At 63.1% G+C, this 18,682-nt stretch carries 17 protein-coding genes; 5 read left to right on the top strand and 12 right to left on the bottom strand.

Translation table 11 applies throughout. The annotated features are described in order from the left end of the window. Positions 1 to 116 precede the first annotated feature (116 nt). Positions 117 to 2,063 (top strand): pilus assembly protein TadG-related protein, encoded by a 1,947-nt coding sequence (locus AC0IYH_RS19320; RefSeq protein ID WP_471835762.1) that lies wholly within the window; start codon positions 117 to 119, stop codon positions 2,061 to 2,063. On the opposite strand, the gene AC0IYH_RS19315 is transcribed toward AC0IYH_RS19320, so the two are convergent. Together AC0IYH_RS19315 and AC0IYH_RS19310 are read right to left on the bottom strand one after the other, a co-directional pair. Then, positions 2,060 to 4,777 (bottom strand): PAS domain-containing sensor histidine kinase, encoded by a 2,718-nt coding sequence (locus AC0IYH_RS19315; RefSeq protein ID WP_471835760.1) that lies wholly within the window; start codon positions 4,775 to 4,777, stop codon positions 2,060 to 2,062. The genes AC0IYH_RS19320 and AC0IYH_RS19315 overlap by 4 nt on opposite strands. Further along, positions 4,774 to 5,223 (bottom strand): TadE/TadG family type IV pilus assembly protein, encoded by a 450-nt coding sequence (locus AC0IYH_RS19310; RefSeq protein ID WP_471835758.1) that lies wholly within the window; start codon positions 5,221 to 5,223, stop codon positions 4,774 to 4,776. The genes AC0IYH_RS19315 and AC0IYH_RS19310 overlap by 4 nt, the downstream gene beginning before the upstream one ends. 72 nt (positions 5,224 to 5,295) lie before the next feature. Between AC0IYH_RS19310 and AC0IYH_RS19305 the strand changes: the two genes are divergently transcribed. After that, positions 5,296 to 5,745 carry a prepilin peptidase gene (locus AC0IYH_RS19305; RefSeq protein WP_116627242.1) on the top strand — a complete coding sequence of 150 codons (450 nt, stop codon included), beginning with the start codon at positions 5,296 to 5,298 and terminating at the stop codon, positions 5,743 to 5,745. Between the two features lie 125 nt (positions 5,746 to 5,870). Continuing rightward, positions 5,871 to 6,659: a response regulator transcription factor gene (locus tag AC0IYH_RS19300; protein WP_471835756.1), complete on the top strand. Its 789-nt coding sequence runs from the start codon at positions 5,871 to 5,873 to the stop codon at positions 6,657 to 6,659. Positions 6,660 to 6,661: 2 nt separating this feature from the next. Here the strand turns inward: AC0IYH_RS19300 and AC0IYH_RS19295 are convergent, their stop codons facing one another. From AC0IYH_RS19295 to cpaB, 8 genes are read right to left on the bottom strand one after another with little or no spacing between them, the layout of a single operon-like run. Next, complete coding sequence (locus AC0IYH_RS19295; RefSeq protein ID WP_471835754.1) at positions 6,662 to 6,931, bottom strand: DUF3613 domain-containing protein; 270 nt, start codon at positions 6,929 to 6,931, stop codon at positions 6,662 to 6,664. Between the two features lie 10 nt (positions 6,932 to 6,941). Further along, positions 6,942 to 7,652 (bottom strand): tetratricopeptide repeat protein, encoded by a 711-nt coding sequence (locus AC0IYH_RS19290; protein ID WP_116627239.1) that lies wholly within the window; start codon positions 7,650 to 7,652, stop codon positions 6,942 to 6,944. A 9-nt stretch (positions 7,653 to 7,661) separates the two neighbouring features. After that, positions 7,662 to 8,549 carry a type II secretion system F family protein gene (locus AC0IYH_RS19285; RefSeq protein ID WP_471835753.1) on the bottom strand — a complete coding sequence of 296 codons (888 nt, stop codon included), beginning with the start codon at positions 8,547 to 8,549 and terminating at the stop codon, positions 7,662 to 7,664. A 1-nt stretch (position 8,550) separates the two neighbouring features. After that, on the bottom strand, positions 8,551 to 9,432 hold the full coding sequence (locus AC0IYH_RS19280; protein ID WP_116627237.1) for a type II secretion system F family protein: 882 nt from the start codon (positions 9,430 to 9,432) through the stop codon (positions 8,551 to 8,553). A 10-nt stretch (positions 9,433 to 9,442) separates the two neighbouring features. Further along, positions 9,443 to 10,714, bottom strand: a complete 1,272-nt coding sequence (locus AC0IYH_RS19275) for a CpaF family protein (RefSeq protein WP_116627236.1) — start codon at positions 10,712 to 10,714, stop codon at positions 9,443 to 9,445. Next, positions 10,711 to 11,904: a pilus assembly protein gene (locus tag AC0IYH_RS19270; protein WP_471835751.1), complete on the bottom strand. Its 1,194-nt coding sequence runs from the start codon at positions 11,902 to 11,904 to the stop codon at positions 10,711 to 10,713. Before AC0IYH_RS19270 ends, AC0IYH_RS19275 begins: the two co-directional genes overlap by 4 nt. Further along, the gene (locus tag AC0IYH_RS19265) at positions 11,901 to 13,118 is read right to left on the bottom strand and encodes a type II and III secretion system protein family protein (RefSeq protein WP_122774734.1); all 1,218 of its coding nucleotides are present in this window, start codon (positions 13,116 to 13,118) and stop codon (positions 11,901 to 11,903) included. Before AC0IYH_RS19265 ends, AC0IYH_RS19270 begins: the two co-directional genes overlap by 4 nt. Positions 13,119 to 13,137: 19 nt before the next feature. Next, a complete protein-coding gene (cpaB, locus tag AC0IYH_RS19260) occupies positions 13,138 to 14,079 on the bottom strand; it encodes a Flp pilus assembly protein CpaB (RefSeq protein WP_116627233.1) in 942 nt (313 codons plus the stop codon). 329 nt (positions 14,080 to 14,408) lie between these two features. Here cpaB and AC0IYH_RS19255 point away from each other — a divergent pair, with 329 nt between their 5' ends. Both AC0IYH_RS19255 and AC0IYH_RS19250 read left to right on the top strand, forming a co-directional pair. Next, positions 14,409 to 14,606, top strand: a complete 198-nt coding sequence (locus AC0IYH_RS19255; protein WP_116627232.1) for a Flp family type IVb pilin — start codon at positions 14,409 to 14,411, stop codon at positions 14,604 to 14,606. 50 nt (positions 14,607 to 14,656) lie between these two features. Then, positions 14,657 to 15,061 carry a response regulator gene (locus tag AC0IYH_RS19250; RefSeq protein WP_116627231.1) on the top strand — a complete coding sequence of 135 codons (405 nt, stop codon included), beginning with the start codon at positions 14,657 to 14,659 and terminating at the stop codon, positions 15,059 to 15,061. Positions 15,062 to 15,117: 56 nt separating this feature from the next. On the opposite strand, the gene AC0IYH_RS19245 is transcribed toward AC0IYH_RS19250, so the two are convergent. Together AC0IYH_RS19245 and AC0IYH_RS19240 are read right to left on the bottom strand one after the other, a co-directional pair. Further along, on the bottom strand, positions 15,118 to 16,800 hold the full coding sequence (locus AC0IYH_RS19245; RefSeq protein WP_471835748.1) for a ShlB/FhaC/HecB family hemolysin secretion/activation protein: 1,683 nt from the start codon (positions 16,798 to 16,800) through the stop codon (positions 15,118 to 15,120). A 186-nt stretch (positions 16,801 to 16,986) separates the two neighbouring features. Beyond that, positions 16,987 to 18,480: a collagen-like triple helix repeat-containing protein gene (locus tag AC0IYH_RS19240; RefSeq protein ID WP_471835747.1), complete on the bottom strand. Its 1,494-nt coding sequence runs from the start codon at positions 18,478 to 18,480 to the stop codon at positions 16,987 to 16,989. Positions 18,481 to 18,682 lie beyond the last annotated feature (202 nt).

Genomic DNA, 18,682 nt, shown 5'->3' with positions numbered 1-18,682 from the left:
ACCCCAAACCCAACACAAATCCCCTGTGGGAGGGGATCAAGCCACCTCCCACATTTTGCTCCAGCCTTGTCTACACTCCACAACAACTACGGAGAGTAAGCGCTAAGGAGTGCCTGATGTCTCCCCGACTTGGTTGCAGGCAGCGTGGTGCAATTGGCTTGATGGCGGCAGGCACCCTGGCGGTCGCCCTGGTATTCATGCTGCTCGCGGTGGACAGCGGCCGCCTCTACCTGGAAAAACGCAAACTGCAGTCCGTCGCCGATTCCGCAGCGCTGGAAGCCGCCAGCCGTGGCGGGGTGTGCAGCCCTTCGACCACCGCCAACGACTACGCCGTGCAGAACGCCACGCGCAACGGTTTCATCCTGGTCGGCGGCGATGGCAGCCGTGGCCTCACCGTGACCTGCGGCAGCCTGGTGACCAATGCCGGCAATATCCGCGTGTATACCCCCGACCCGAGCAAAAACGATGCGGTCCGGGTCGTCGCAACCCGCAGCGTGGTCACCAGTGTCATCAGCGGTATCTGGAACATGTTCAGTGGCGCGCCGGTTGCCACGCAAACCCTGTTGAGCGCCACCGCCGTGGCCGCCTACGCGCCGCCGGTGGCGCAACTGACCATTCGCAGCAGCCTGCTGACGGTGGATTCCAGCCAATCTCCCGCCCTGAATTTCGCCCTCGGCAGTCTGCTCGGCGGTAGCCTGTCGATCACGCCGGCCGGTTGGAATGGCATCCTGCAAACCAACGTGAACCTGCTCCTTTATCTGGACCAGTTGGCGATCAACTTGAACGTGACGGCGGGGGACTACACCGCGCTGTTGAACACCGCCGCGTCGGCCACCGACCTGATCAATGCGGCGGTAATGGTGTTGCAAAAGAATGGCTCGGCGGCGCAGGCAGTGGTCAATGACGTACTGACCATCAAGGCCATCGCGCCCAACACAAAGGTGCTTACTGTGGGCAACCTGCTGAATGTGGCGACGGGCACGCCGACGGCGGCGCTGAATACCGGTGTGCAGCTGTTTCAACTGCTGGAGACGGTGGCACAGCTGTCCAATGGCAAGAGCGGCGTGAGTGTGGCCACCCAGGTGAATGTGCCGATCCTGGGCAGCGTGTCGATCCAGACCAAAGTGATCGAACCGCCGCAGTTGTCGGCGTTCGGCAACCCCGCATTGGCCAAGGCCGGGCTGGCGAATAACCCGCCGACAGATCAGATCTTTGTACGCACCGCGCAGGTCCGAACCCTGGTGATTGTGCAGGCGTCGGGGCTCAAGCTGGTGTCGGGGGTCGGGTCGATATTGACCGGGCTGGCGACACCGGTGTCGAAGGTGGTCGGCGGTTTGCTCAACCTCAATATTCCCGACATCGTCGGCGGCGTTTTGTGTCTGGTGGGGTGTAATGTCACCGACGTTGATATCAACACATACCTATCCATTTATATCGAGGCGGGCAGCGCCCAAGCCCATGTCACCGATTTCAACTGCGCCACGCCGGCCAGCAAGTCGTTGACGGTCAGCACGACCACCTCAATCGCCACCTTGGGCGTCGGCTATGTGGACCCGGCGGCAGTGTTTTCATCGTCTGCGGCGGTTAACGTGCAGCCGGTGCGGTTGATCGACTTTGGCCAGAAATATTGCCTGTTGACACTGATCTGCGGCGCGCGCACCGCCGGCGTCGGCGGCGGCTTGAACCTTAAAGCGCTGTCCACCGTGGGCGCACAAACCAGCCCGCTGGTGTTTGCACCGGTGAATGACATCAACGCGCTGACGATCTACAAAAGCCCGCCCACCACCGTGAATGTCATCAACAGCCTCGGCGCGACCTTGAGCGGTTTGCAGGTCACTTATGTGCCGCCCACGGGTAGCACGCCCAACAATCCGACGGCCGCTGTCACCACGGCACTGACCACTGTAATCAACTCGGTGACCAGCCTGGTGCAAAACGTGCTGTCGCCGATTCTCGACCCGATCGTCAATACCCTGCTCAAATCCCTGGGGATCAGCGCGGGCAACGCCGAAGTCGGCGCCAACCTCAGCTGTCATCTTGGGCGTGCGTATCTGGTTATTTAAACCACCGGCAATTCCACACAAAACCGTGCACCGTGCTCGCCGTTGGTGACGCTCAGGCGCCCGCCCATGTTTTCTACAATGCCGTAGCTCACCGACAACCCCAGCCCGGTGCCCACGCCAATCGGCTTGGTGGTAAAAAACGGCTCGAAAATCCGCTCCAGCAAACGCGGGTCGATCCCGCCGCCGTTGTCCTCGACCCAGACCCGCACATGCCGGCTGTCGTGCTCGCAATGCAGGGCGATCCAGGGGCGAAATTCCGAGTCTTTTTCACGTTTGCTCAGCAGCGCGTCGCGGGCGTTGACCATCAGGTTGATCAGCACCTGTTCCAGCTGGTCAACGTGGCCTTTGACCTGCACCGCAAAGTCCGCCGGTGTAATGCGCAGCTCTACGCCCTTGCCGCGCAGGCCCTCGCCCAGCAGCGACAACGTGCCGTCCACCGCCTGCGCCGGGTCGAAGGGGTGCTGTTCGACCTCCGAGCGGCGGCCAAACACGCGCATATGGTCCACCACCCGCGCCGCGCGCTGCACCTGGGCGTCGATGCGCTGCAGCTTTTCGGTGAGGTAGTCGGCCTGCGCGTCGCCGCTGGCCAGGCGCTTGAGCACGTTGACGATGGCCATGCGCATTACGTTCAACGGCTGGTTGATCTCATGCGCCAGGCCCGTGGCCATTTCGCCGAGGGTGGCCATCTTGGCGCTCTGGGTCAGTTGCTGCTGGGAACGGCGCACTTCGGTGTTGTCGCGGCCCACGGCCTGCACTTCCATCAAGGCCCCGTGCTGGTCAAACACCCCACGGTCGGACCACACCCACCAGGCATGTTCGCGCCCGGGCAGTTGCAGGCTGATTTCGGCGGTGCTCACCGGAAATTCGGGGGTCAATTGGCCGATGCGCTGGGTAAACGCCTGGCGCTGTTCATCCGACAGCCAATCACCCAGGTTCAGTCCCGGCAGTTGCGCGGGCAGGCACTCCAGGTAGTTGGCCAGCGGCGTGTTGCCGAAGGTCAGCGTCAGGTCCGGGCGATAGCGGCAGATCATCGCCGGGGAGTCTTCCACCAGGATGCGGTAGCGCTCTTCGCTTTGTTTGATCTGTTCAGCGGCCAGGGTCGCGTCGGTCACATCCAGCCACAGCCCGACGGCTTCCACCGGCAGGCCGAGGTCATCGCGCAGCAGCTTGGCTTCATCGAGCAGCCAGTGGTAGTGGCCCTGTTTATCGCGCACGCGGTAGCGGCTGCGCACGTTGCCTTCACGCAGCAGCTGGCGGGTGCGTTCGAAGTAGAGGTCGCGGTCGTCGGCGTGGATCAGTGACGCCAGGCCGTCGTGGGTGCAGTCGGCCAGGGTCCAGCCGAGCAGCGGCAGCAGGCTGTCACTGAAGAACGCCGGGTGCAGGGCGCCGTCGACATAGCGTTGCACATAGATCACCGCCGGTGCGCTGGCGATCAGGTTGTCCAGGCGCGCGTGGGCGGCGGCGGTGTGCAATTGCTGGTTTTTGATGTCGCTGATGTCGAGCATGAAGCCGACCCAGCGCCGCTCGTCGCCAACGCCCAGCACCTGGCCCTGCACGCGATACCAGAGCGGATGGTGTTCGGCGTCGGTGCGCTGCAGGCGCACGCTGGTCAGCAGCGGTTTGCCCAGCCCTTGCAAGTCGTGCAGGCGGCTGCTGAGTTCCTCGCGGTCGGCTGGGTGGATCAGCTCCAGCCAGGTGTCCAGCGTCTGGCGGGTGGCTCCCGGTTCCAGGCTCAGGTTGGCGAGCAACTGCGGCGCGAGCTGGATCTCCTGGGTTGCCGGCAACAGCTCCCACCAGCCAGTGCCAAGCAGGCCTTGCAAGGCTTCCATGCGTTCCAGGTGCTGATGGTTGCGTTGCTCGCGCAGGCGGTTCAGCAGCGGGGCGGCGAGGGCGGCGGTGAGGTCCAGCCAGTCGCGCTCGCCGGTGTGCGGCTGGCCGCTGTAGAAGCCGCAGAGCAACCAGGCGGCAATGCCCTGGCTGTCGCGGTAGGGCACCAGAAATCCGTCGGCGTTGCCAAATATGCTGTGCAGGCGCGGGTTATCGCTGCGCCCTTCGGCGAGGCTCAAGGGTGTGTTGCCATTCACGCTGTCGAGGCTGGTGCCCAGGTGCTGATCGGTTTGCCACAGGGCCGGGGCGTCAAGGGCGGCGTATTGGCTGTAGATCCGCCAACCGTGGTCCTCGTCATCGAGCACGGCCAGGGCCACGCAGGGGATGTGCCAGTGCTGAGCCAGGCTGCGCAGGTGGTCGTTGAGCACCTCGGGCAGGCGGCTCAGGCTGCACACGCGCAGCTGCTCGCTCATGCGGCAGGCGAGTTGATGGATCTGTTCGTGGTGCCGGGCCAGTTGCCGGCCGGCGAGCAAGTCGCCCACATCCAGCAAGTGCAGGCACCAGCCATCGCCATCGGGTGCGACCCAGCCACGGGTATGCAGGACCTTGCCGGCGGCGCCGCGAAAATTCAGGTCCAGGCTCTGGCGTTGCCAGTCGGCAGGGCTGCCTTCGATGCTCAGGGCGCTGTCGGCGCAGAGCAGCTCGCGCAGTAACGGTGTGGCCTCGTGCGCGGCCAGTTGCGTGCGCAGGGTGCCGCTGATGTTGACGACGCGGCCTTGCGGGTCGAGTTGCACGTGCAGCCCGGTAACGGGCACGGCAGGTGTGTCGAAGGCCACCGGGTGGGTGCGGCCCAGCAGTCGCCCGAAGAGGTTATCCCCCGAGGTCAAAACTGCAGACTCGAACTGGCGGTCAGGTTGGTCGGCAGATTCGGCACGGTGCCGACCCCCGGCACCACCAGTACCGGGAACACGGCGTTGAGGTTGGCGCTGGGGTAGCTGATTGCGACGGTCAGCGTGGTGGTGCTGATGTTGTAGGTGGCGTTGATGAAGGAGGGCTGAAACTGGAAGCTGGTGGGGATCCAGCTCAATTGGGCCGCTGCGGCATCTTTCGCGCGCTGGGTGAGCAGCGAGGGGTAGGCGCTGCCCGACGTTACCGGGTCGACCGCCATGGCCTGGCGTACGGCTTCGGCCGCCGCCTGGTTGAACGACTGCATCAACAGCAGCGGCAGGCTATAGGTGATCAACCCATAAAACACCGCAAAAAAGATCCCGAAGACCAGGGCGAACTCAATCGCCGCCGCACCTTTTTGCTTTCTGGGGAGGCCCGTTTTCATGACTGCGTCTACCCTGACGGTTACTACCTGATATCAGCATAGAATCATTCAGCGAAAAGGGATGTTTTTTACGTGATTCATGGCGCGGTGGTTCTACTCTGGTTGGCGCTTTGTGCAGTGCAGGATATTCGTCAGCGCCAGATCGCCAACGGCTTGACCCTCGGCGTGGCGCTGCTGGCACTCCTCTATTTGCTGTGGATGGGCAGCACCTGGCTGGGCGCGCCGGCGGGCGAGGGTGGCTGGGCGTTTGCCCTGGCGTTGCTGCTGACCCTGCCAGGCTATGCGCTGGGCCGCTTTGGCGCGGGCGATGTAAAGCTGTTGGCCGCGCTGGGCCTGGCGACGTCGGTTGATCATTTGCTGTGGTCATTGATCGGCGCAGCGGTGGCGCTGGGCGGCTGGTCACTTATTGATCAATGGTTTAGGGCGCGTGGCCGTACCCCGCCGGAGGGCGCGTCAACAAAGCAGCCGTTTGCACCGTTTTTATTGACAGGTTTTGCCCTGTACAGCTTTTGGATCCATTAGTCGCACAACGCCTCTATCGCTATGTACATAGTCGGAAAGTAGGTCTACGTTTATTGAGTAAATGTGTAGATTCTTCGTCAAAAGGGATAGGTCAAACATTTGGCACGCCATGCATGGAGTAGCACGTGAACAAGCTGACATCGCCAGTAAAAGTGCTAGTGGTTGACGACCAACCGTTGATCGTGGAAGAACTCTGTGAATTCCTCGAAAGCAGCGGCTATCGCTGCGTACCTTGCGAGTCCAGCCGCCACGCGTTGCAGCGTTTCAGCGAAGACGCCGAGATCGGCCTGGTGCTGTGCGACCTGCACATGCCCGATATGGACGGCATCGAGCTGGTCCAGGCCATGCAGCAGGTCGCCGGCAAGCAGCGCGCTTTCGAGGCGATCATGCTCACCGGTCGCGCCGACAAGCAGGATGTGATCAAGGCCCTGCGCGCGGGCATCGCCGATTACTACCAGAAACCCATTAACCTCGATGAGTTGCTCGAAGGCCTGCAGCGCCAGGAATCGGCGCTGGAGGAGCGGCAAAAAGAGTTGCAGCTCGGGCATCTGAACCAGAAGCTGCAATACCTCTCCGAATCCATCAATGACCTGTACCAGGACCTCGACAAAGTGCGGCGCAGCCCAAGTGCCGGGCTGGCGGACGAGGGCGAGTTGCCGGCGGACGAAGCGGCGCCGTTGGAAATCCCCACCATCTTCACGCAGCTGTCGCCGCGTCAGCTTGACGTTGCCCGCCTGGTGGGCAAGGGCCAGACCAACTACCAGATCGCCTGCGAGCTGGGGATCACTGAAAACACGGTCAAGTTGTATGTGTCCCAGGTCTTGCGCCTGACCCATATGCATAACCGCACCCAGCTGGCGCTGGCGCTTTCACCGAGCAACTCGGCGATGCGTCAGCGGGTCACCGCGCACTGAGCTTATTGGCTTTTGCCACCGCCAGATTTGCCGCCCGACTCGGATTCAAAGAACTCCGGGATCGGGTGCTTGTTGCTGTCCAGCCACCGTTGCAAGGCCTGTTCCCGTTCTGCGGGAGTGGTTTTTTGCGGCGTCGGCGACGCTGCGAGGCCATTGACCTGCAAAGCCAACCAGTTTTCTGTCTCGGCCTGGTACGGGGATGAAGGGCCGGGTTCGATAGCCTCTGCGCCCAGCGGCAACAGCGCCAGGCAGATAAGGTAATGGGCTTTCATCAGTCACTCCTTATTTGATCAACAACGACAGGTCATCGCTGACCGCCGCTACTTTGCGCGTTGCAGTGTTTGAGCCCTTGAGCTTGGCCGCGCGCGCCTGGGCATCGTTGACCTGCTCGGGGCTCAGGCCCAGCTGGCTGACCACTTTTGCCGCCTGGCCCCAGTTGTCCTGATAGATCAGCAGCGTCACCAGGTTGATGGCGGCCAGCGGGTCGCTCTGCTTGAGTTCGATGGCGGTCATGAATTCGAAGCGGGCGTCTTCCAGGCGCAATTGGTTGAGGTAGGCGACGCCCAAGTCATTGCGGATTTTTTCGTCGGTCGGCGCCAGCTGCGCTGCCCGCTGCATATGGGCCAGCGCCTGGGCGTTGTCGCCCTTGGCCGCCGCCAATTGCCCCAGGCCGTGTTCGCCTTCGGCGTTCATGCAGGTGCCCAGCAGGCTGCGGTACAACGGTTCGGCCTCGCTACGCCCCAGCAAACGGTAGGCGCGGGCTTTGCGCTGGCGCACCTGGGGCAGGCTGTCGGGCAGGCTTTGCAGGTTGGCGAGGCTGGCGTGCAGCTTGCCTTCGTTGGCCATGTCATCGGCCAGGTTGAGCGCCAGCTCCTGGTCAGACGCGGGCTTGGAGCAAGTGCCAGGTGAGGTCAGCGCCGCCCACGGGCTTTGGCCATTGGTTGCGCATCCGCCGAGCATCAGCAGGGCCACGCCGGCTATCAATGCTTTCATCACGTTCTCCTAAAAGTGCGTCAACGCGCGAGCGATGCCGATAAACGCCGGGCCGCCGAGCACGATCAGCAAGGCCGGAAACAGAAACACCATCATCACCACCGACATCTTTGCCGACATCTTCGAGATGTATTCCTGCAGGTTGGTCAGGCGTCGGTCATCGAGCAATTGCTTGAGGGCCAGCAGCGATTTCATCGCGCCGCCGCCTTGCAGGATCAGTTGCTGGAGGATGACGCAGGTGTCGGTGAACTCATCCACTTCCAGCACGCGGGCGGTCTTGCCCAGCTCTTCGCCCAGTTCCAGCCCGGAATCGACCCGCGCCAGGATCAGGCGCAATTCATGGGTGAGGCTGGGGAGCAGGCGTTGGCCTTCGTTGCCCAGCACGCGCAAGGATTGCTCAATCGCCATGCCCGACTCGAACAGGATGCGCAGCAGCGGAATGAAGGTGGAGATTTCCTTGGCGATACGCTGCTGGCGATGTTTGGCGGCAGCGGCCAGCACGCGTTTTGGCAGCAGGTAGCCGATGCCCAGCGCGATGATCGGGGCGATCCAGGCCGGCGACATTTGCGGGAACAGAATTTCCTGGCCAAGCAACGTCAGGCCCATCAGCACAATCGGCACGCCGATCTGGCAGGCGGCAAACAGCGAGCGCTGGTTGGCCTTGCGCCAGCCGATGCGGTTGAGCAGCGTCTGGGTTTCGTTGTCCAGGCTGACCGAACGCTGGGCCAGGGCGCTGCTGCCCAGTTGGCGCAAGAGTGTGCCGAGCCTGTCGTCGCTGGTCATGCGCCCCTGCAGGCGCTCTGCCACCCGCCGCTCGCGGCGGCGATGCTCGAGCATCTGGCCGCCCACCAATACCCCGGCGGCAAGCACCATCAACAGGCTGGCCAGCAGTACCATCTCAAATACTCCTCAGCATGCGCCACATGGCAAAGGAGCCCGTGAGGTCCATGGCCAGTGCGCCCAGCAACAGGTTGCGCCCGGTGTCGTCGTTCCACATGTTCATCAGATAGTCCGGGTTGACCATCAAGAAGTAACCCACGATAAGAATCGGCAACCCGCCCAGCACGTAAGCGGTCATGCGCGTTTCGCCGGTCATGGCCTTGAGTTGGCGCGCGCCTTGTTCGCGCTCGCGAATCATTTTGATCAGGTTTTCCAGCAGTTCGCTGGCGTTGCCGCCGTAGCGGTGGTTGACCTTGAGGCCCAGGGCGAACAGGCGAAATTCATCCTGTTCGTAAAACTCGGCAAAGTCGCTGACCGAGTCCGGCAGGCTCACACCCATGCGCACGTTGCGCTGCACACGGCCCATGGCTTCCTTGAGCGGGTTTTCAACACTCTCGACCCCGCCCAATACCGCGTCGGCCAGGGTTCTGCCGGACTTGAGGCTGCGCACGCTGTGGTCCAGCAATTGCGGCAACTGTTCGACCATGCGCTGCACGAGGCGCTGGTAGCGCCACGCGATGTAAATGCGCAACACCAGCGGCGGCCCCAGCAGCATCAGCAGCAGGCCCAGCCCATCGGCAGCCAGGTAGCCCAGCAGCGCACCAACCACCCAGGCACAGATCCACAGGCCCAGGCGGTCTGTGGGTTTGCCCAGCCCGGCGCGCAGGAACATGCGTTCCAGACCGGTCCAGGTGGTGGTCTGCTCCTGAACCTGGGGCTGGCCTTCGCTGAGGCGCTCCAGCACGCGGTCGGTCTGGGCCTTGCGCAGGCCATGGTTGAACAGCCACAGCGACAGGCCGATCAGCAGCAGGCAGATAAGCAACAACACCGGTCCGGTCATCGCTGGCTCCTTACAACGGCATGGCCGATTCGCGGCGCAGTTTGTCGCCGGCCGGGTTGAGGGCTTCACGCAGGAAGCCGAAGCCGGTGCGCCGGTCGAGGCGGAACAGGGTATTGGTGACATACACGTCATCGCGCACGCCCACCACTTCCACCACTTCGCTGACGCAGCGGCGGCCATCGGGCATGCGCGTGAGCTGGATGATCACGTCGAGTGCGGCGCAGATCATCTGGCGCAGGGTTTTTTCCGCGATCGAACGGCCGGTCAGGCCCACCAGGGTTTCCAGGCGCAGCAGCGCGTCCTGGGCATTGTTGGCGTGCACGGTGCTCATGGAACCGTCGTGGCCGGTGTTCATCGCGGTCATTACGTCGAGCACTTCCACGCCCCGGATCTCGCCAAGGATGATGCGGTCCGGGCGCATCCGCAGGGCGTTGCGGATCAAGTCGCTGGAGCGCACCTCGCCATGGCCTTCGGCATTCGGCGGGCGGGTTTCCAGGCGCACCACGTGGGGGTGGCCCAGTTGCAGTTCGGCCACGTCTTCGATGGTCACCAGGCGTTCGTGAGGGTTGATCAACTGGCTGAGAATGTTCAGCAGCGTGGTCTTGCCGGTGCCGGTACCGCCGCTGATGAGAATGTTGCAGCGCTTGCCCACGGCCTCCTGGAAGAACTCGAAAATGCTCTGGTCGATGGTCTGCATGGCCACCAGATCGCTGCTCTTGAGCATGTCCTTGCGAAATTTACGAATCGACAGGCACGGCCCGTCCAAGGCAATCGGCGGGATGATCGCGTTCACCCGGCTACCGTCGGGCAAGCGCGCATCCACCATCGGCGACGACTCATCCAGGCGCCGCCCCAGTGGCGCGAGGATGCGCTGCATCACACGCTCCACGTGGTGGTCGTCGATAAAACGCAGGTCACTCTGATGCAGCAGGCCGTCGCGTTCGATAAACACCCGATGCGGCCCGTTGACCAGAATCTCGGTCACCGACGGGTCGCGCAGCAGCACTTCCAGCGGGCCGAAACCGGTGAGTTCGTCGACGATCTCTTCGGCCAGGCGCTCCATTTCGTAGCGCGAGATCGCCAGGCGCATGCGCGTGATGTACTCGGAGACCTTGTCGACGACAAATTGCGCCAAGGACTGGCGCGTGCCTTCGAGCAGGTTCTTACCCGACTCCTCGATGGCATCGATGATGTAGCGGTGCAGCACCAGTTTCAGGCCGTCGTGGTCGCTGTTGCCACCGGCAGCGCGGGCCGGGCCGCCGAAGAGTTTTTCGCTGCTCATCGCCCGGCCCCCAGAATGCGTTCAAACCAGCGCATCGAGGGTTTTTCCAGGCCCTCGGAGCGTCTCGCCAGGCGCTCGCCCAAGGCGCGCACGGCTTGGGTCAAGGGTTCACGCGGAGCCAGGGCAAACAGGGTCTGGCCCTGGTTTTTTACATTCAGGCGCAGCTCTGCGCTCAAGGGCAACACGGCGACGCACTCCAGGCCGAAGCTTTTTTCCAGCGCTTCGGTGTCGGGAGCGCAGGCCTTGATATAGCGGTCGACCACCAGCTTGGCGTGGTCAAGCTTCATGCCTTTGTCGCGCCAGCGGTTGAGCACCGCCAGGTTGCGACGGCATTCCAGTACGCTCTGGTCGGTGCACCACAGCAGTTTGTCGCAGTGGCTGACAAAGGTGCGCAAGGCTTCGCTGTCCGGCTGCCCGGTGATGTTCACGACAATGTGCTGGAAGTGCTGGCGCAGCGCACTGAGCAACATGAACAGCTCGGCGGCGCTGGTGAGTTTGAGCGGTTCGTCGCCCGTGGCGTAGGCCAGGATGCGCAGGCCATCCAGCGCGGTGGTGAAGGCGCTGTTGATCAAGGTGGTGTCGAGGCGGCGCAAGTGGCGCAGCGCATCGCCGAAATTGAAAGTGCTCTCCAGGCCCAGCAAGGCCAGGCTGTCGCTGCGTGGCAAACCCAGGTCCAGCAGCAGGGTTTGCTGCCCGCTTTTTTGCACCACCAGGGCCAGATGGGTCGCCAGCATGGCGCCGTCGGCGTTGCTTTGGGTGCCGAACAGCACGGTCAGGCCGCCCAACTGCGCATTCGAGGCAACCTGTGGCAGGCGCTTGCTCAGGCGCCGCACCAGTCCTGCGACTTCGCTGGAGCGCGAGCCATAGGCAACAAAATCCCGCGCGCCGGCGCGCATGGCATTTAGCACCAACTGGTTGTCCATGCCATCGCCCAAGGCGACCACGGCGAGCATCGGCTTGGCCTCCAGGGCGCCTTCGATTAGCGCGCTCTGGGCCACCACGTTTTCGCGGTCGAGGCCGACGAACACCAGGTTGGCGAAGGTCACGTCCACCAGCGCGAGCAATTCGTCCAGGCTGCCCGTACCGGCACTGACCACTTGGCCAAGAGGGGCAAGGGCGCCCTGCAGCCATTCCAGGTCGGTGGTGTTGCGGGTAATTGCCAGAAACGTCTGGCTCAGGCTATCGCTCATTGGGAGAGTCCTGTGCGCCGGTCGAAGTTGCCGTTTTCCAGAAAGAACATGCGATACCAGTTCGGGTCGTAGCTGCGCAGTTTCTCGCCCGGCAACGACGGCAGCGGCACGTTGGCGGCCAACGGCTGGACCAGGTGCGGCGTGACGATCATCAACAGTTCTTTTTCTTCGCGGCTGATATTGGAGTCGCGGAAAAACGCACCGAGGATCGGGATGTCACCCAGCCCCGGAAACTTGCTGATAGTGGAGCGGTTGTTGGTGCTGATCAGGCCGCTGATCACGAAGCTTTCGCCATCGGCCAGGGACACGCTGGTGTCGGTGCGGCGCACGGTCAGGGCGGGCACCTGGATGCCCTGGATCACTACTGCGTTGCTGTAATCCAGTTCGCTGACCTCCGGCGCCACCTTGAGGGTGATACGGTTGCGGTCGATAACCGTGGGGGTCAGGGTCAGGCGGATGCCGAATTCTTTGTATTCGATGGAGATGGTGTCACTGCCCGCGCTGGGTACCGGGATAGGAACCTCGCCGCCAGCCAGAAAAGTCGCGCTCTGGCCACTCATGGCCACCAGGCTGGGACGCGCCAGGGTGTAGGCAAAGCCGCTGCGTTCCAGCGCGTTGATCATCGCCCTGACCCGGCCACCGCCGAAGCCGACGTTGAAGCTGTCGGTGCTGACCGGCAGTTTGAACACACCCTCGGAGGGCGATAGCAGGTTGGGGCTGCCGAGGAAGAAGTTGGTACCTATGCCGAGGAACTTGGTGCTGGCCTCCTTGAGCTTGGTACGGCTGACTTCGACAAAACGGATATCGGTCTGCACCTGGCTCGGCAGCAGCGGGTCTTCCGACGGCGACAACGCCAGGCTGGTCAGCGCCGACGTGGCCTTGCCCTTGACGAACACCATGCTCTGGCGCGGCGCGTTCGAGCAGGCGGTCCACACCATCAGGCTGGTGGCGCCGCTGGTTACGCCAGTCAGCAGGAAATTGCGGTCGCCGTTGACGCGTACGTCGGCGATGCGCGGATCGCCAATCGCCAGGCGGGTGATCGCCACCGGCGACTGCAATTCCTGTTGCAAGCCTTCGCCCACCTCGACCACGGCGGGCAACTGGCCCAGGGCGCTGCAATTGCCCGGTGCCGCCCACGCCATGCCGGCCGACAGGCTCGACAGCAGCAGGGCGCAGGCCAGTTGCGTGAACAGGGGCGCGTAGCGATGGCTCATTCAAGGCATCCTTGCTCAATCACGGAGTTTGTGGCGCCGCTTGCGCGCCGCGAATTACTTCAATGCCACGACGCACGGCCGGCTGACCGCCGGTTGCCGCGACCCGTTTCGGCGGGCCGGTCAGGGCCAGTTGGGTGAATTGGTAGAGGTCGCGGTTGGCGCTTTCCAGGGTGTCTGGCGTGTCGCTTTCCCCGGCCCAGTAACGGCTGAGCAGGTGCTCATCGGCGCTACGCACGGCCAGGCGCAAAACCCCGGCCTGGGCCGCGAGCATCAGGCGGCTCAATAAAGGCTCGGGTACGGCCAGCACCACGGTGCGTGCGGTGGCCCGGCGTTGGGCGGCCTGGGCACGTTCTTCGGGCGTTACCGGCGGCGGCATGGCGGGGGTGCCGTCGTTGGCCAGGCCCAACTGGTCGCCGACGCTCAGCAGGCGCATGGCCGGCAGCACGACTTGCGCCGACTGCTCGGCGTTGTCCACGTCCTGGCGCAGGAACAGCAGCACATCCACGTAATCGCCGGGGCTCAACTGGCCGCCGGCGCCGATCACCTCATCCACCGCGACGGCCAGCGCGCGCTCGTTGGGGCGGATCATGCGGGCGAGAGCGCCGCCGCCGGTAAAGCTGTCGTCAGTGAGCCAGGTGCCGGCGCCGAGGTCGCGCAGCGGCGTGCGGCCGATGGCCTGGTCCAGTTGGGTGAGACTGCCGACGGGCGCCTTGCGCAGTTTTTCCACGGCGACATCGTCGGCGGTGAGCGCGGTGAACGCGGGTACGTCATGCACGAGGACCACCACCGGTTGGCGGGTTTGGTCTTCGAGGGCAGCGGCGGTTTGTTCAGCGGAAACGACAGGTACGGCGGGTGCCGCGACAGGCTCCGGTTGACGGCTGAGTACCAGCCCCCAGTACCCGGCGATCAATGCCCCGATCAGCAGCAAGCCGGCCAGGACCATGCTGATGCGACTGTTCATGACGGCTCTCCCTTTCCTGTTGCACTACACACCCGCTAATCCAAAGGGGTTAATTCGCAACTTGGCTGTGATGAACATCTAACGATTTGGCTATTTGAAGGTAGCTCAGCTAGGACGAAATGCCATTACCTGACAGAAAATTTATCTGAACCTTGAACACTGCCGTTCAAACAGCGGGGTTATGGTGGCAACTTTTCGACTAATACTTTGTGATTAATCAGTTATTACAGTTGTGAGGCCGGGGTTTGTTGACAATGCTCTAGTGGCACGCCGTGAACATCGTGCTAGAGCCGTACCGGCTTTCAGTGGCGTTTTAGGGAGAAGTCTTTATGTTCCTTGACCTGATGTTGAAGTGTTATGTGCAGACGCAATTATTCTTCAAGCGCAAGGAGGGTGCTTCAGGTATTGAATACGCCATTATCGTGGCGCTGGTTGCACTTGTTATTGTCGGCGCCGGTACCGGACTCGGCACCAAGATAAGTGCCATCTTCACTAACATGGCCACCAAGATGCCGACGGGTACCTGACTTAGTGTTGTGGTTACCCCCAACGTTTATCCACTTTTCCAGGTACGGCCATGAGCGCATCGTCTTCGTCTCGCCAGCAAATTCTATTGGTGGACGATGAAGAGGACGCGCTGATTGAACTTGCCGAGTCCCTCGAGAACGAGGGATTCGTCTGTTTTACCGCCAACTCTGTCACCTTCGCCCTGCAAGAATTGACACTCCACCCCGATATCGCCCTGGTCATCACCGACCTGCGCATGCCCGAGGAAAGCGGTATTTCCTTGATCAAGCGCCTGCGCGAACACACCTCACGCTCGCACCTGCCGGTGATTGTGATGTCCGGTCATGCCGAGATGGATGACGTCAGCGACATGCTGCGCCTGCAGGTGCTGGACCTGTTTCGCAAGCCGATCTACCTGGTGCGGTTGATCGATACGTTGAACAGCCTTTTTCCACTTACCAAATCCAATTACTAGCGCTGCACCTGTGGCGAGGGAGCTTGCTCCTTCGCCGCAGTAGAGTGGTTGTCGGTTCAGAGCTGGTAACTGAAGCTCAACGTATAACGCGGCCGCCGATTGAAGTTGTCGAGGGCCACGTCCGACATCGGCTTGGCCGCCTCCAGCGAGATGTTGTAGTACTTGGCATCGCCAAAGCGCAGGCCCACGGCCGCCGATGACATGTCGTTGCCCTTGACCGGCAGGTCGTTGAACCAGGTCTTGGCGCGGTCGAACACCACATACGGTTGCAGGACGCGCACCCATTCGCCGGCGCGGTTGTAGCTGTAGTTGACCTCGTAAGCCACGCCCCAGCCCTTGTCGCCGCTGCCCTGGTCGTCGGGGTAGCCACGGCCGAAGTTCTGCCCGCCGAAGGTAGCGCGCTCGCTGTCGGGCAGGGTGTCGTCGCTCCAGTACAGCGCGCCGGAGAGCACGCCCTGCCAGTTATCGAAGAGCTTGTTGCTCTGCACGCCGGACAGGCGCAGGCGGAAGAAGTCCAGGTCGGGCTTAAGGCCGCCGAAGTCGCTGCGGGTCTTGGCGCCCATGCCGTTGGTGCCCTGGTACAGGCCGGCGCTGAGGATGCGCAGCTGGGTGGTGTCGGCCTTGCGCCAGTCACCCTCGAACGCGAAGGCGCGCAGGTCGGTTTCCAGCTCCAGGCGTTGGGCCAGGCCGTCGATTTTGTAGCGGGTGGTCTGGTCGACGGCGTAGTAGCGCGCGCCGAGGCTCAGCGACTCGTTGGGCGACGCGATCAGCGGGTGGCTGAACCCGATGGAGTAACGGTCGATTTCCTGATGCGGCTTGAGTTCGATGCCGTCGCCCAGTTGCAGGCGGGTGCGTGGGTCGGCGCGATAACGTTCGCCCGACAGTGCCAGTTGGGTGCCTTCGGCATTGATGAACTGGCTGTAGGCCGCGCGGTAGTAATGCTCTTTGTCGTCGCCCGGCGGGAACAGGCCGCTGACGCTCAGTTGTTCACCCATGGAGGTCCATGAGTTGCTGGTGGCGGTCAGCAGCGCTTGCGTGCCGCCGCGGCTGGCCTCGTTGAGGCTCATGCTGGTGGTGAAGGGCTTGCGGCTGGCGCTGATTTGCATGTGGGTGCCGCCGTCGGTGGTGCCGGGCGGCGGCACCTGGGCCTGCACGGTCACGCCGGGGATGGCGCCCATCAGCGTGGTGTAGCGCTCGAAGGTCTTGCGCGTGAGCGGGCGTTCGGCCTTGAGCTTCTCGGCGAGCTTGTCGATGTAGGACGAGACCGAACCGATGTCGCCTTGCAGTTGGTAATCGCGGATATAACCCTCCACCAGCACCACGTGCACCAGGCCATCTTCGAAGCGTTGCTCGGGCAGGAACGCATAGGACAGCAGGTAGCCATTCTCCTGGTAACGCCGGGTGATGCTGCGGGTGGCTTCGATCAATTGCGCCAGGTTGGTTTCATGCCCGATCAGCGGCTCGAAGACTTGGGCGACGTCCTTGAGCGGGTAGACCGTGCCGCCGTCGATCTGCAGTTTGCGGATGGTCACTTTGGTGTCCATCAACAGAGGCTGGGCGCCGGTGGCGGCGGGCGTGGGCAATTGGGTCTGCGGGGTCACCGGTCGGTAGGCGTCGGCGGGCAAGTTGGGTTGGGGCAGGTTGCGGATGGTGTCGTTGCTATTGAGGAAGCTGGGTAGCGTATCGGCGTGGACGTAAGCACTGAGGGTGAGCAACAACAACGGCGTCAAAGCGCGCATAGGACACTCCATGGTCAAAATTGCTGCAGCGTTTCGCAGATGCCCGCCGGGCTCTGGGGGCGCGGTTCGGGTGTTTTTCAGGGCAAGTCATTGGCCCATAAAAAAGACGAGAAACTTAGTTAGGGTTTCTCGTCTCAACCAAGCGTAGGCGCTGTAGGTGGGGCCGTCTAACGGCCAGGTGCAATTCTATTTTTTCAGGCCGCCCAACAGCCCGCCGAGCAAACCTCCGTTGGCACTCGCGCCAGCCCCTGCGGAAGCCGATGCACCAGCCCCCAGGTTCAGGCCACCGCCGAGCAAGCCGCCGCCGGTGTTGGTGCCGCCGGTGACCAGGCCGCCGATCGAGGCCACGGTGCCGCCCACTGCGCTCACGGTACCGCCCAAGGCGTTGGTGACCGGGTTGGCGTTGGTGCCGCTGATTTTGCCGCCGAGGCTGCTGACGGCGCCGCCTACGTTGGTGACCAGGCCGTTGACCGGTGCGCCCAGGCCAGTGGCGCCGCCGATGGTTTGGGTGAGGCTCTGCACACCGCTGGTGACCGGGTTGAGGGCGCCGCCGATGGGGCCGGTCAGGCCGGCGACCGGTACGCTGGTGCGGGTGCTGGGTGTACCGCCGCCGAGCGCCGCCACCGTGGTGCCCGCGTTGACGCCGGTGACGCCGGCGGCACTGACCACGCCGTTGCTGCTGCCTGCATCCAGGCCACTGCCGGCACCGGCGATAATGCCGCCGATGAGTTGCGCCAGACCCAGTTGGGCAAAGGCGCCACCGGTATCGCCAGTGCCGCTGCCGTCACCGCCGTTGCCATTGCCACCGTTCACGCGATCCGCCGCGAGGTCGACATAACCACGGGCCGTGCCGACCGCGCCGCCTACGCCATTGAGCACGTCCCCTACCGCGCCGGTTAACGGGTTGTTGCTGCCGCCCGCGTCGGCGAGTTTGTCGCCCAGGCCGTCGACGGTCGAACCTACTTTGTCCAACAGACCGCCGACCGGGCCATCCAGGCCGGTGGCGCCGCCGACTTTGCCGGTGGTGTTTTCCACCAGAGACACCACCGGCACCAGTACTTTCGCGCCGAGGGTGTGGGTGGCCGAGCCCAGCGGCCCGGTGGTGCTGGCCGTGCTCAGGGTGTCGCCGAGCATGGTCACGGCATTGCCGACCTTGCCTACGACATTTCCTACAACAGGGGCGGCATTGCCGACAACGGGCACTTGCCCCAGCAATGTCGCCACATTCTGACCGGTTGCGGTCACGCCGACGCCAAGGTCGGCCACGCCGTTGGCTACGCCGGCGACGGTGTTACCCAGGGCATTGCTGTCGGTACCCAGTGCACCCAGGCCATCCGTCAGGCCATTGCCGATGCTGCCGACTGCCGTTCCAAGCGAGGTCACCAGGCTGCGCGCACTGGCGCCTACGATCGGCAGGCTGCCCAGGGTGGTGCCCAGGCTGGTGACCGTCTCGCCGAGGTCGATCATAGAGTCGCCGGCGTTTTCGGCCACGCTGGCGGTGACCAGCGAACTGCTGTTTACGGCAGGGTCGGTACCGCCGCCCGTCGACGCGCCCGAGCCCGAGGAAGACGAACCGCCACTCTTATGCCCGCCACCACCGCTGCTGCAGCCACTGAGCGTCATTGCTACTGCCAGGGCCAGCGCGGTACTTGCTTTCCAAAACATTACTTGAGTTTTCATGATTGAGTTCCTTGCACCTGTACAACCTAGGTTGTTTCAAACACTCGCTACTTCTGTGGATGGCGATGTGTTTGTCCGTGGAGCTATAACAACTCCAGGTGCAATGGCTCACAATGCTCAACTTGGTATTAACGATTTATATACGGGTCGGATGTACCGGTTAAGCGACTAATACCAAGGGTGTAAGAGGAGTATGTATCAA

This window comes from Pseudomonas sp. AC463 (assembly GCF_979253585.1).
This window is presented reverse-complemented; position numbering and strand designations above follow the sequence as displayed.